The organism is Pseudomonas sp., from assembly GCF_050739655.1.
In the GTDB taxonomy this organism is placed as follows: Bacteria; Pseudomonadota; Gammaproteobacteria; order Pseudomonadales; family Pseudomonadaceae; genus Aquipseudomonas.
This window is the reverse complement of sequence record NZ_JBOIBY010000507.1, coordinates 1-12,430: the sequence shown is the minus strand read 5'-3', so window position 1 is coordinate 12,430 and position 12,430 is coordinate 1. Positions and strand designations below refer to the sequence as shown.

9 protein-coding genes are annotated in these 12,430 nt (G+C 59.6%); 3 read left to right on the top strand and 6 right to left on the bottom strand.

All coding sequences use genetic code 11. The annotated features are described in order from the left end of the window. Positions 1-59: 59 nt before the first annotated feature. From ACRESJ_RS24145 to mreB, 6 genes are all read right to left on the bottom strand, one after another. Entirely contained in the window at positions 60-3,863 is a 3,804-nt protein-coding gene (locus tag ACRESJ_RS24145) for a YhdP family protein (RefSeq protein WP_431760151.1), read from the bottom strand. Between the two features lie 75 nt (positions 3,864-3,938). Beyond that, the gene (gene rng, locus ACRESJ_RS24140; RefSeq protein WP_431760150.1) at positions 3,939-5,396 is read right to left on the bottom strand and encodes a ribonuclease G; all 1,458 of its coding nucleotides are present in this window, start codon (positions 5,394-5,396) and stop codon (positions 3,939-3,941) included. Positions 5,397-5,453: 57 nt separating this feature from the next. Further along, a complete protein-coding gene (locus tag ACRESJ_RS24135) occupies positions 5,454-6,050 on the bottom strand; it encodes a Maf family protein (RefSeq protein WP_431760149.1) in 597 nt (198 codons plus the stop codon). A gap of 43 nt (positions 6,051-6,093) precedes the next feature. Next, the gene (mreD, locus tag ACRESJ_RS24130) at positions 6,094-6,585 is read right to left on the bottom strand and encodes a rod shape-determining protein MreD (protein ID WP_431760148.1); all 492 of its coding nucleotides are present in this window, start codon (positions 6,583-6,585) and stop codon (positions 6,094-6,096) included. Beyond that, positions 6,585-7,727, bottom strand: coding sequence for a rod shape-determining protein MreC (gene mreC, locus ACRESJ_RS24125; protein ID WP_431760152.1), 1,143 nt, complete (start codon positions 7,725-7,727; stop codon positions 6,585-6,587). Before mreC ends, mreD begins: the two co-directional genes overlap by 1 nt. 143 nt (positions 7,728-7,870) lie before the next feature. Continuing rightward, positions 7,871-8,908 carry a rod shape-determining protein MreB gene (gene mreB / locus ACRESJ_RS24120; protein ID WP_002555108.1) on the bottom strand — a complete coding sequence of 346 codons (1,038 nt, stop codon included), beginning with the start codon at positions 8,906-8,908 and terminating at the stop codon, positions 7,871-7,873. Positions 8,909-9,120: 212 nt separating this feature from the next. On the opposite strand from mreB, the gene gatC reads away from it, so the two are divergent. The 3 genes from gatC to gatB are packed head-to-tail and all read left to right on the top strand — an operon-like array spanning position 9,121 to position 12,333. Beyond that, positions 9,121-9,408, top strand: coding sequence for an Asp-tRNA(Asn)/Glu-tRNA(Gln) amidotransferase subunit GatC (gene gatC / locus ACRESJ_RS24115; protein ID WP_085726363.1), 288 nt, complete (start codon positions 9,121-9,123; stop codon positions 9,406-9,408). A 17-nt stretch (positions 9,409-9,425) separates the two neighbouring features. Then, positions 9,426-10,877 carry an Asp-tRNA(Asn)/Glu-tRNA(Gln) amidotransferase subunit GatA gene (gene gatA, locus ACRESJ_RS24110; RefSeq protein WP_431760147.1) on the top strand — a complete coding sequence of 484 codons (1,452 nt, stop codon included), beginning with the start codon at positions 9,426-9,428 and terminating at the stop codon, positions 10,875-10,877. A 10-nt stretch (positions 10,878-10,887) separates the two neighbouring features. Next, the gene (gatB, locus tag ACRESJ_RS24105) at positions 10,888-12,333 is read left to right on the top strand and encodes an Asp-tRNA(Asn)/Glu-tRNA(Gln) amidotransferase subunit GatB (RefSeq protein ID WP_431760146.1); all 1,446 of its coding nucleotides are present in this window, start codon (positions 10,888-10,890) and stop codon (positions 12,331-12,333) included. Positions 12,334-12,430 lie beyond the last annotated feature (97 nt).

The window sequence follows — 12,430 nt, the reverse complement described above, 5'->3', positions numbered from 1 at the left end:
GCCTGCGGCAGCTCCTGCACATTCGGCCATGCTACTCCATAGGTCCGGAGAAAGGCTTTTCAAAAAGGCTTGTCGAAGGTGATTTTAGGCTCTTTCCATGGCCCCTTGACGGTGTACTTGACGCTCGCAAAGCGAGCCACGCGGTCGCCGATCAATTTGTCGATCAGGAACAGCGCGCCACCGATGGCCGGTGCACCCACGATCAGCGCGGCGATTGGCAGGTTGTTGGTCACCGGCAAGGTCACCAGCAGTTTCGCATCGATCTGATCGGCCACCATGTTCAAGGTACCATCGAGTTCAATGGTGCTCGACGGGCCGGTCACACGGATCGGCTCACGGGTGACATACACGCCGTTGGTTCCCACCAGCAGGCCTTTGACCCGGTCATAACTCAGGCCTTTGCCGAACAGATCAGAGAAGTCGAGTCGTAAACGGCGGCCAATGGAGTTGAAGTTGAGCAGGCCAAAAACCCGCAGCGCCTGAGCACTGCCTTCGACCTCGACAAACTGACCTTCGTTGAGCGACGCATCAAGGGTGCCGGAGAAGCGCTTGGTCGCCAGCCATGCCGGCGAACCGGGCCAGCGCCCGTCGACATTCATATGGAAATCCTTGCTGGTAACGCTCGGCGCGAACCCCCACCCCTTGAGTACATCCGCGAGATTCTTGCCGCTGATCCGCCCTTTGTACCAACTGCTGCTGGCCCCCGGCGCGCCTTCCCAGCCGCCGCTGCCCTGCAACAGAATGCCCTTGAGGCCCAAGTCGAGCGAATTGAGAGCGATGCCTTTGGGCGTCGGACGTACTTTCAACGACCAGCCGCCGACCAGGTCGTTACCCTGGAACAACTGATTGATGGTGATATCCATCGCCGGAATCTTCGTCGGATCTACAGAGGCCAGGGGGTCCGGTGAGTTCTCATCGGCCAGCACCGTCGGATCGGGGGCCGGCAGGCGCACGGTTTGTAGATTGATCACGATCGGTGCGGCTTTCGCATCAGGGAGATTGGCACTCCCCTTGACCTGCTGACTGTCGAGCTGCAGGGCCCATGCAGATGGTTTTCTAGTCAACTGCACCGAGGCCTGATCCAGCGTTGTACCGAATGCACTGAGTTTACCCACCTTGATGTCGGCACCACTGAGCAACTGCTTGGCACTGCCGCCCGGGTCTTGCCCGGCATACCTGCTCACCAGATCCTGCCAGGGGCCGATATCCAACTCAGACAGCACTCCGCGGACTCGCAAGCCTTTGGCGCCGGGCAACACAGCGTCGCCTTTGCCCAGGAACAATTCACCACGTCCGTCGGCAAAATTGCCGGTCGGTGCGGCAAAGGTAAAATTCGCCAACTCACCGTAGCTCACCCAGTAGCGCCGTTCTGCGCCTTGAAGGGTCATGCGCAATGTGGTGTCACGCCCCACATCTGCTGCCATGCCAAAGGGCGCTGGCAGATCTACAGCAACCCCTTTGAGACTGGAATTGACCATCAACTGGCTGTCGGCGCCATTCAGGGTCAGTTGCAGTTGATACGGGATCACGCCGCTCACCGGCAATGGCTGGGTAACGCTCAACCAGTCCGTGAGCTTTTTGACTTCGACCTGCCCCGAAGCCACGACTCGAGTGTTGAGCTTACCCGCACGTCCGTCGGCAAAAATCTGCGCGCTCACCGGCTTGTCGAACGCCCGGGCGGTAATGTTTTGTCCGCTCAGACCTTTGGTGCTGTCGAAGCGGAAATCGCCCTTGAGTTGAGTCAGTTCCAGGGGCGGCTCAGGTAGCTTCAGTCGTGATTTAGCAGTCTTGAAGTCAACCAGTATTTTCGGCTGCTCCCCTTTTGCCAGCGGAATATCGAGCTTGAGCTTGCCTTGCAGATCGCCCTCGCCTTCCCAGCCGGCAAACGTCTCGGCCGTACCGATCGGTGCCTCTTTGAGGATTTTCAGACCATCGCCCAGCCCCCCGGCGAACCCGCCATCGAGAAACAAGCGAGAGGTCTGTCCATCCGGAACGTGGGGAATGTTGACGTAGATGTCGCTGACCTGGGTGTCGAGCAATTGCCCCTTGCTGGCCAGGACCCGCACACCGCTGTCTTCGACGAACACATCGCCCGTTACCTTGCTGACGTGAGGCCAACCCGGTTGGAACGCCAGTTCGGCATCATGCACCTTGAAGAACAGGCTGATGCTGCGAGACGTGGCATCAGCATCGTGGTTGAGCGAACCCTGGTACTGGAAGAACCCCTGATCCACCGCCCCTTTGAGAATCGCCGTACGCAACCATTCATCCAGCGCCGGGCTGAGGACGGCCGGCAGGTACTTGGCGGTGTAGCGACCGTCGCCATCGACCATACCGACCCGCAGGTCCATGTAGTCTTCCTGGGTGTGATCGAAATGCAGGCGGATCAGGAAGTCACCGGCAATCTTGCCCTCCTCGCCCAGTACCTTCAGGTATGGCGCGATCAGGGTGAAACCTTCTTTGTCGAGTTTCCAGGTCAGGCGTGCGTTGGCCTGGATGTATTGCCATGGCTTGGCGAAAATCGGGTCCAGGTGCAGCATGAAATCCTTGCTGTCCATGCGTAACTCGCCTTGCCCCAGGTCACCGCTGATGCTGCCCGTTACATTTCGCGCCGCCGGAGCGCCGTGATAGGCGTCGAAACCGACCTGATCAAGATTGGCCGCGAAGCTGAATTTGCTGTTGTCGGTAGCATTGGGACGCACGTCGATCAGCACGTTACGCAGCACTCCCGTGACCTTGAGCCGTTCGACCACCGTGGCAAGACCTTCGGGAAACGGCGCCAGCGCATTAAGCAATGGCGTAAGAGGAGTCAGGTCGAGGCGATCGGCCTGCAGATGCCAGAGATCTTGCGATTTGTCGGAGGCTGCGGTTTGCTTGAGCTGCAGATGCGTCTCCCAGCGTGTCTCGCCGAGGTTCATGGCCAGCGAGTCCAGTGTCACCAACATGCCTTCGGCACTGCGCTGGAAATAGCCATTAAATGCCAGATTGTTGATCTTGATCGCTTTACGATCGGCGTACGCACCATTGAGTTGCGGCGCATTCAAGCGTACTGCTGCACTTTGCAGCGCACCCTGACCCCAGGTCGCCCATACTTCGCCGCCTGCCTTGATCTCGGAAAAATTCCACTGCTGAGTGAGGCGTTTGGGTAGCCATTTCGACCAGTCGCTTTGCGGCAGGCTCACATAAGCCTGAGCTTCGCCGTCTTTCCACTGACTGGCACGGATGCGCGTTCGCAGGCTCATGGCCATCGGCTGCCCGTCCGGCAAGGTCAGGCGCGCATCAAGTCGCTGACGAACGGCACCGGTTTTGAGGCTCACGCCGACGTATGTCAGTGTCAGCGGCGACTCGCCAAACGGCTGCAGGGTGACCTGGCTATCGAGCACCGAAAACTGCTGGATCATCTGCATGCGATTGAGCAATTGCTCGGGGTCGAGTGGCTGGTCGTCCTTCACTGGCAAGCCTTCCAGCGCCCAATGACCGTCCTCGCCTTCCTTGAGGCTGATTTTCAGACCATTGAGTTCCAGGTGAGCAATGCGCACTTCGCGAGCCAAAAGACTGGCCCACAGGTCAGGTACTACACGCACCTGCTCCAGATGCAGGGCATTGGCACCGTCACCCACCGTCACATCGTGAGCCGACAAAATGGGCGCGAAATCGCTCCAGTGACCTTGCAGTTCGCCAATTTGCAGCGACATGCCCAAAGCCTCGCTGGCCCTGGTTTCGACTTCGCCACGGTATTCGGCCACCAGCGGCGTCAGCTCCCGGCCGAGACTGACGTACAACGCCATCAACACCAAAACCAACGCGCACAGGCCCAGACCCCAGCGGGTCAGTGCGGCCAAAATGCGTGTCAGACGCTCCATGTCAGTTGGCCCCCATGGCAAATGTTTTGCAGAAAGCTGAAGCCAGCCGCTGTGGAAATATCAAGAAGCAGCGAATCAGAGCAACACCACGTCGTATTGTTCCTGGGAATACATGGTTTCTACCTGGAAGCGAATGGTGCGCCCAATGAACCCTTCAAGCTCCGCGACGTTGCCCGATTCTTCATCGAGCAGACGGTCGACAACTTTCTGGTTCGCCAATACACGATAGCCTTCCGCCTGATAGGCGCGAGCCTCACGCAGGATTTCGCGGAAGATTTCGTAGCAAACGGTTTCCGGGGTCTTGAGCTTGCCCCGCCCCTGACAGGCGTTGCACGGTTCGCACAACACTTGCTCAAGGCTTTCGCGGGTGCGCTTGCGGGTCATCTGCACAAGGCCCAACTCGGTGATCCCGATGATGTTGGTCTTGGCGTGATCACGCTCAAGCTGCTTCTCCAGCGTGCGCAGCACCTGGCGCTGGTGCTCTTCATCTTCCATGTCGATGAAGTCGATGATGATGATCCCGCCCAGGTTACGCAGGCGCAGTTGGCGAGCGATGGCGGTCGCGGCTTCGAGGTTGGTCTTGAAGATGGTTTCTTCGAGGTTGCGATGCCCGACGAACGCCCCGGTATTGACGTCGATGGTACTCATGGCTTCCGCCGGGTCGACCACCAGGTAACCGCCGGACTTAAGAGGGACTTTGCGCTCCAGGGCTTTCTGGATTTCGTCTTCGACGCCGTACAGGTCGAAGATCGGCCGCTCGCCGGGGTAATGCTCCAGACGATCGGCGATTTCCGGCATCAATTCGGCGACGAACTGTGTGGTTTTCTGGAAGGTTTCCCTGGAGTCGATGCGGATTTTCTCGATCTTCGGACTGACCAGGTCACGCAGGGTGCGCAGCGCCAGGCCGAGGTCTTCGTAAATGACGCTCGGTGCGCTGATGGTCATGATTTGGGCGTTGATCTGATCCCAGAGACGGCGCAGGTAGCGGATATCCATGAGGATCTCATCAGCTCCGGCACCTTCGGCCGCCGTACGCAGGATAAATCCGCCGGCTTCCTTGATACCTTCCTTGGCGACGCAATCGGTGACCACTTGCTTGAGACGTTCGCGCTCGGCTTCGTCTTCGATCTTCAGCGAAATACCGACATGTGCAGTACGCGGCATGTACACCAGATAGCGCGAAGGGATCGACAATTGTGTCGTCAAACGTGCGCCTTTGGAGCCAATCGGATCTTTGGTGACTTGCACCACCAGGCTCTGGCCTTCATGTACCAGCGCGCTGATGCTCTCGACCGCGGGCCCCTCACGCAGCGAAATTTCCGAGGCATGAATAAACGCGGCGCGATCCAGGCCAATATCGACGAAGGCGGCCTGCATGCCCGGCAATACCCGCACAACCTTGCCTTTGTAGATGTTGCCGACGATGCCGCGCTTTTGCGTGCGCTCGACATGCACCTCTTGCAGGACACCGTTTTCGACCACCGCCACGCGCGATTCCATCGGCGTGATGTTGATCAGGATCTCTTCACTCATGGCAGGGTCTCGTTCAGGCATGTTCACGATAGTGGCCGCATCTGGTCAGTACGACGCTTAACGCGCGTTTAGGGTTTGCCAACAGGGTATGCCGAAATGGTCCAGCAGTTCTGCGGTTTCGCACAGCGGTAAACCAACCACCGCTGAGTAACTTCCAGCAAGCCCGGCAACAAACACCGCGCCCAGTCCTTGAATGCCATAGCCGCCGGCCTTGTCCCGTGGTTCGCCGCTGGCCCAATAGGCCGCTGCCTCCTCATCACCGATGGCGCGAAAGCGCACCACGCTGCGCACTACCCGCGACTCGCAGCGCTCACCGTCGAGCAACGCAATGGCTGTCAGGACTTCATGTTCATTGCCGGACAACATCTTCAGCATGGCGCAAGCGTCAGCTTCATCAACCGGTTTGCCGAGAATTTTGCCATTGAGCACGACGGCGGTATCGGCCCCCAGTACACAGAACGGCGCATCGGACACCACGGCATCACGACCCGCCGCAGCCTTGCCGCGCGCAAGCCGCTCGACATAAGCCGAAGGGGATTCATGGTTCAAAGGGGTTTCATCGATGTCCGCGCTGATGGCGGTGAACGGCACGCCGATCTGCGTGAGCAGTTCACGCCGACGTGGCGAGCCTGAGGCGAGATAAAGCATTTTCATCAAGACATCTCCCTGTCGAGGTTTGGGCAAATGCCTGACCGAATCAGTTGATTTTGTAGCGGCGACGCAATCCACGCAAAGCGAAGCTGATCCAAGGCCAGAGCAAGGCGCTGACCAATGCCGGCAATACCAGCGCCAGCGTCGGCTGACGGTTGCCGGTCAAGGCGCTGAGCCACATTTGAACCAGTTGCGCGAGACCGAAGATCACCAGGATGACCAGGCTCTGTTGCCACATCGGGAACATCCGCAAGCGCTGTTGCAGCGCAAGGACCAGATAAGTGATGAGCGTCAGGATCAACGCATTCTGGCCCAGTAATGTGCCGTAGAGCACGTCTTCGGCCAAGCCCAGGCACCACGCGGTGACCATCCCGACTTTCTGCGGCAGGGCCAACGCCCAGAACGCCAGCAACAGGGCCAGCCACAGCGGGCGCAGGATTTCCATGAATTGCGGCAACGGCGAAACACTGAGCAACAGGCCGATGGCGAATGTCAGCCAGACGATCCAGCCATTTCGGGAGGCTTTGACACCGACCATTATTCTCGTCCCCCAGTGGTAGCCGGCGCGGAGACTGGCGGTTTGGCAGCAGGCTTCACGACGGCGGGTTGAGCTGTCGGTGGTTTTGCAGCAGCGGGTGCGGTCGCAGGCGGCTTAGTGGCGACCGGGTGCGCGGCCGTCGGCTTGACGGGCGTTGCGGCAGCCGGAGCAGCTGGAGCAGCCGCCGGAGAGGCTGGTGCAGCAACTGCCGCCGGGACGATCGCCGGCTTCGGCACGGTGGCCGGGATGATCGGCCCGCCACCTTGCGCATCCAGGGCTTCCTGGGCCTGGGCGGCATCGTTGGCACGCTCTTCGGGTGTACGGGTGTCGCTGAATACCAGCAACAGGTAACGGCTGCGGTTCAACGCAGCGGTCGGTACGGCGCGGACAACGGCAAACGGCTGGCCGGTGTCGTGAAGCACTTCCTTGACCGTCGCCACCGGATAACCCGCCGGGAAGCGCTGACCGAGGCCAGAGCTGACCAGCAGGTCGCCTTCCTTGATATCAGCGGTATCGGCCACATGACGCAGCTCCAGCCGCTCCGGATTGCCGGTACCGCTGGCAATCGCCCGCAGGCCATTGCGGTTTACCTGCACCGGAATACTGTGGGTGGAATCGGTGAGCAGCAGGACGCGAGAGGTGTACGGCATCAACTCGACCACTTGCCCCATCAGGCCACGGGCGTCGAGCACCGGCTGACCGAGAACCACGCCGTCGCGCTCACCCTTGTTGATGATGATGCGGTGGGTGAACGGGTTGGGGTCCATGCCGATCAATTCGGCGACTTCAACCTTCTCGTTGACCAGCGCCGAAGAGTTGAGCAACTCGCGCAGCCGCACGTTCTGCTCGGTCAAGGCGGCAAGCTTCTGCATGCGCCCCTGCAAGAGCAGGTTTTCAGTCTTGAGTTTTTCGTTTTCGGCGACCAGTTCGGTCCGGCTGCCAAACTGGCTGGCCACACCTTGCCATAGCCGCTGCGGCAGGTCGGTGATCCAGTAAGACTGCATCAGCACCAGCGACATCTGGCTACGCACTGGCTTGAGCAGTGTGAAGCGGGCATCGACCACCATCAGCGCGACCGATAGCACGACCAGCACCAACAAGCGCACGCCCAGTGAGGGACCCTTGGTGAAAAGCGGTTTAATAAGCCGCTCCTCCCAGGCAAATGTTCTGTTTATTCATACGGCAGCAAACCGGCCTGGATGCAGACTGACAGAAGATAAACGCGAACAGGCAGCACTGCAAAGTGCCGCCTGCGCGCTCAACAGCATAGAGGCGATCCGGCGACTTACTCGCTGGAAAGCAGGTCCATGGTGTGTTTATCCATCATTTCCAATGCACGGCCACCGCCGCGAGCAACGCAGGTCAACGGGTCTTCGGCGACGATCACCGGCAGACCGGTTTCCTGGGCCAGCAGTTTGTCCAGGTCACGCAGCAAGGCGCCACCACCGGTCAGTACCAGACCACGCTCGGCGATGTCGGAAGCCAATTCCGGCGGGGATTGCTCCAGAGCACTTTTCACGGCCTGAACGATCGTAGCCAGGGACTCTTGCAGAGCCTCCAGCACTTCGTTGGAGTTCAGGGTGAATGCGCGTGGAACGCCCTCTGCCAGGTTACGGCCACGAACGTCGACTTCGCGAACTTCGCCGCCCGGGTAGGCTGTACCGATTTCCTGCTTGATGCGCTCGGCAGTCGATTCACCGATCAGGCTGCCGTAGTTGCGACGCACGTAAGTGATGATCGCTTCGTCGAAACGGTCGCCGCCCACACGTACGGATTCAGCGTAAACCACACCGTTGAGGGAGATCAGCGCGATTTCAGTGGTACCACCACCGATATCCACGACCATCGAACCGCGCGCTTCTTCTACCGGCAGGCCGGCACCGATCGCAGCGGCCATTGGCTCTTCGATCAGGAATACTTCACGGGCACCGGCACCGAGGGCCGATTCACGGATGGCACGACGCTCAACCTGGGTGGATTTGCATGGAACGCAGATCAACACACGCGGGCTAGGCTGCAGGAAGCTGTTTTCGTGAACCTTGTTGATGAAATACTGCAACATCTTTTCGCAGACGCTGAAGTCGGCGATCACGCCGTCCTTCATCGGACGAATGGCAGCAATGTTGCCCGGCGTACGGCCCAGCATGCGCTTGGCTTCGGTGCCGACAGCAACGACACTTTTCTGGTTACCGTGTGTCCGAATGGCCACAACCGATGGCTCATTCAGGACGATACCGCGCTCGCGCACGTAAATAAGGGTGTTGGCAGTGCCCAGGTCAATCGAGAGATCACTGGAAAACATGCCACGCAGTTTCTTGAACATGGGAAAGGGACCCTAGGCAACGCGTGGGTAAAAAAAGTGCGGCAAACTCTAACAACGACAGGGATTTTGGGCAAGGCGCCAATATGTTAAATTGGCCGCTTTTCTGTGCACCAAGCCCCACAATCGCGGCCTTATGACCGCAGAAGTGCGGTAGTGTTCCGACAATCTAACACACGGACACCGTCCGTCCTGTTTTCCACTGGAGAACCCAAATGGCTCTAGAACGCTCCGACGTGGAAAAAATCGCTCATCTGGCCTGCCTTGGCCTTAATGAAGCCGATCTTCCAAACGTCACTTCGGCCCTTAATAGCATTCTCGGACTGGTCGACGAAATGCAGGCCGTCAATACCGACGGTATCGAACCCCTGGCCCACCCACTGGAAGCCAGCCAGCGCCTGCGTGCAGACGTCGTAACCGAGACCAATAATCGCGAGGCCTACCAGTCCATCGCACCAGCGGTCGAAAACGGCCTGTACCTGGTACCGAAAGTCATCGACTAATAGGGAAAGAGCCTGCAATGCATCAATTGACTCTGGCCGAGATCGCCCGCGGACTCGCCGATAAAAAGTTTTCTTCCGAAGAGCTGACCAAAGTCCTGCTGGCGCGCATCGCCCAGCTCGATCCGCAGCTCAACAGCTTCATCAGCCTCACCGAAGACCTGGCGCTCACGCAGGCGAAAGCCGCTGACGCTCGCCGGGCCAATGGTGAGAGCGGCGCCCTGCTCGGCGCGCCGATCGCCCACAAAGACCTGTTCTGCACCCAGGGCATCCGCACCAGCTGCGGCTCGAAGATGCTCGACAACTTTAAAGCACCGTACGACGCCACCGTCGTCGCCAAGCTGGCCGCTGCCGGGGCCGTGACGCTGGGTAAGACCAACATGGACGAATTCGCCATGGGTTCGGCCAACGAGTCAAGCTACTACGGTGCGGTGAAAAACCCGTGGAACCTGGAACACGTGCCGGGCGGCTCGTCCGGCGGTTCGGCCGCTGCCGTTGCCGCTCGTCTGTTGCCTGCCGCCACCGGTACCGACACCGGCGGCTCCATTCGTCAGCCCGCCGCATTGACCAACCTCACCGGCCTGAAACCGACGTACGGTCGTGTTTCGCGCTGGGGCATGATTGCCTACGCTTCCAGCCTCGATCAGGGCGGCCCTTTGGCGCGCACTGCCGAAGACTGCGCAATTTTGTTGCAAGGTATGGCCGGTTTCGATCCAAACGACTCCACCAGCATCGACGAACCCGTGCCGGACTACAGCGCCAGCCTCAACGGCTCGCTGAAAGGCCTGCGTATTGGCGTGCCTAAAGAGTATTTCAGCGCTGGTCTCGATCCGCGCATCGCCGAGCTGATCCACAACAGCGTCAAGGAGCTGGAAAAGCTCGGTGCCATGGTCAAGGAAATCAGCCTGCCGAACATGCAGCACGCCATCCCTGCGTACTACGTGATCGCCCCGGCAGAAGCCTCGTCCAACCTGTCGCGTTTCGACGGCGTGCGCTTCGGCTATCGCTGCGAAGATCCGAAAAACCTCGAAGACCTGTATAAGCGCTCCCGTGGCGAAGGTTTCGGGCCGGAAGTGCAGCGCCGCATCATGGTTGGCGCCTATGCGCTGTCCGCGGGCTACTACGACGCCTACTACCTCAAGGCGCAGAAGATTCGTCGCTTGATCAAGAACGACTTCATGACTGCCTTTAATGAGGTCGACATCATCCTCGGCCCAACCACGCCTAACCCGGCCTGGAAACTGGGCGCCAAGAACAGCGACCCGGTGGCTGCCTACCTGGAAGACGTCTACACCATCACCGCCAACCTCGCGGGCCTGCCGGGCTTGTCCATGCCTGCTGGCTTCGTCGACGGCCTGCCGGTCGGTGTGCAACTGCTCGCCCCGTATTTCCAGGAAGGCCGCCTGTTGAACGTTGCCCACCAGTATCAGCTCAACACTGACTGGCACACCCGCACCCCAACCGGCTTCTGAGGAGACACACATGCAATGGGAAGTCGTGATCGGGCTGGAGATTCACACTCAGCTCACCACCCGGTCGAAAATCTTTTCCGGTAGTTCCACCACTTTCGGTTCCGAGCCGAACACCCAGGCCAGCCTCATCGACCTGGGCATGCCCGGCGTGCTGCCGGTGCTGAACCAGGAAGCGGTGCGCATGGCGGTGATGTTCGGTCTGGCGATTGACGCCGAGATCGGTCAGCACAACGTGTTCGCCCGTAAAAACTACTTCTACCCTGACCTGCCCAAGGGCTACCAGATCAGCCAGATGGAGTTGCCGATCGTTGGCAAGGGCCACCTGGACATCGCCCTTGAAGACGGCACGGTCAAGCGCGTTGGCATCACCCGCGCTCACCTGGAAGAAGACGCCGGCAAAAGCCTGCACGAAGAGTTCAGCGGCGCCAGCGGCATCGACCTGAACCGCGCTGGCACGCCGCTGCTGGAGATCGTCTCCGAGCCGGACATGCGCAGCGCCAAGGAAGCCGTGGCTTACGTCAAGGCGATCCACGCGCTGGTGCGTTACTTAGGGATCTGCGACGGCAACATGGCCGAAGGTTCGCTGCGTTGCGACTGCAACGTGTCGATCCGTCCTAAAGGCCAGGTCGAGTTCGGCACCCGCTGCGAGATCAAGAACGTCAACTCGTTCCGCTTCATCGAGAAAGCGATCAACAGTGAAATCCAGCGTCAGATCGAGTTGATCGAAGACGGTGGCAAGGTGATCCAGCAGACCCGTCTGTACGATCCGAACAAGGACGAAACCCGTCCGATGCGCAGCAAAGAGGAAGCCAACGACTACCGTTACTTCCCCGATCCGGACCTGCTGCCGGTGGTTATCGAGAACACGTTCCTCGACGACGTACGCGCCACCCTGCCGGAATTGCCGCCGCAGAAGCGCGAGCGTTTCCAGGATCAGTTCGGTCTGTCGGTGTACGACGCCAGCGTGCTGGCCACCAGCCGCGAGCAAGCCGACTACTTCGAAAAAGTCGCAAGCATCGGCGGCGACGCCAAACTGGCGGCGAACTGGGTCATGGTCGAGTTGGGCAGCCTGCTCAACAAGCAAGGCCTGGACATCGAACAGTCGCCGGTTTCGGCCGAGCAACTGGGCGGCATGTTGCTGCGCATCAAGGACAACACCATCTCCGGCAAGATCGCCAAGGTAGTGTTTGAAGCGATGGCCAACGGCGAAGGCAGCGCAGACGAAATCATCGACAAGCGTGGTCTCAAGCAAGTGACCGACACCGGTGCCATCTCGGCGGTGCTGGACGAAATGCTCGCGGCCAACGCCGAGCAGGTCGAGCAATACCGCGCGGCAGACGAAGCCAAGCGCGGCAAGATGTTCGGCTTCTTCGTCGGCCAGGCCATGAAAGCCTCCAAAGGCAAGGCCAACCCGCAACAGGTGAACGAATTGCTGAAAAGCAAGCTCGAAGGCTGATGCAAATGGAGCCAGCCTTCAAATCTGGCTCCACTCCTTGTGGGAGCCAGCCTGCTGGCGATAGCGGTCTGACATTCAACATATCTGTGTCTGACAC

Excerpts from the sequence above, each read along its gene's own strand:
- gatC (WP_085726363.1), top strand. The coding sequence starts at position 9,121 with ATGGCTCTAGAACGCTCCGACGTGGAAAAAATCGCTCATCTGGCCTGC.
- ACRESJ_RS24135 (WP_431760149.1), bottom strand. The coding sequence starts at position 6,050 with ATGAAAATGCTTTATCTCGCCTCAGGCTCGCCACGTCGGCGTGAACTG.
- ACRESJ_RS24145 (WP_431760151.1), bottom strand. The coding sequence starts at position 3,863 with ATGGAGCGTCTGACACGCATTTTGGCCGCACTGACCCGCTGGGGTCTG.
- mreB (WP_002555108.1), bottom strand. The coding sequence starts at position 8,908 with ATGTTCAAGAAACTGCGTGGCATGTTTTCCAGTGATCTCTCGATTGAC.
- gatB (WP_431760146.1), top strand. The coding sequence starts at position 10,888 with ATGCAATGGGAAGTCGTGATCGGGCTGGAGATTCACACTCAGCTCACC.
- rng (WP_431760150.1), bottom strand. The coding sequence starts at position 5,396 with ATGAGTGAAGAGATCCTGATCAACATCACGCCGATGGAATCGCGCGTG.
- mreD (WP_431760148.1), bottom strand. The coding sequence starts at position 6,585 with ATGGTCGGTGTCAAAGCCTCCCGAAATGGCTGGATCGTCTGGCTGACA.
- gatA (WP_431760147.1), top strand. The coding sequence starts at position 9,426 with ATGCATCAATTGACTCTGGCCGAGATCGCCCGCGGACTCGCCGATAAA.